This window comes from Neisseria sp. P0008.S010 (assembly GCF_051962715.1).
GTDB classification, from domain to species: Bacteria; Pseudomonadota; Gammaproteobacteria; order Burkholderiales; family Neisseriaceae; genus Neisseria; species Neisseria elongata.
The window spans coordinates 1-244 of record NZ_JBQCVA010000396.1 but is presented as its reverse complement, the minus strand read 5'-3'; the positions used below and the strand labels follow the sequence as shown (position 1 = coordinate 244).

Below are 244 nucleotides of genomic sequence, written 5' to 3'. Positions count from 1 at the left end.
GACTACCAGGGTATCTAATCCTGTTTGCTCCCCACGCTTTCGCGCCTGAGCGTCAGTACCGAGCCAGATGGCCGCCTTCGCCACCGGTGTTCTTCCTAATATCTACGAATTTCACCTCTACACTAGGAATTCCGCCATCCTCTCTCGGACTCTAGCGATCCCGTTTCAAAGGCAATTCCGGAGTTGAGCCCCGGGCTTTCACCTCTGACAAAGATCACCGCCTACGCGCGCTTTACGCCCAGTA

General features: G+C 55.3%; 1 rRNA gene. It reads right to left on the bottom strand.

The features are described from left to right. Positions 1-244, bottom strand: a 16S ribosomal RNA gene (locus ACTHSL_RS14060); the annotation flags it as partial.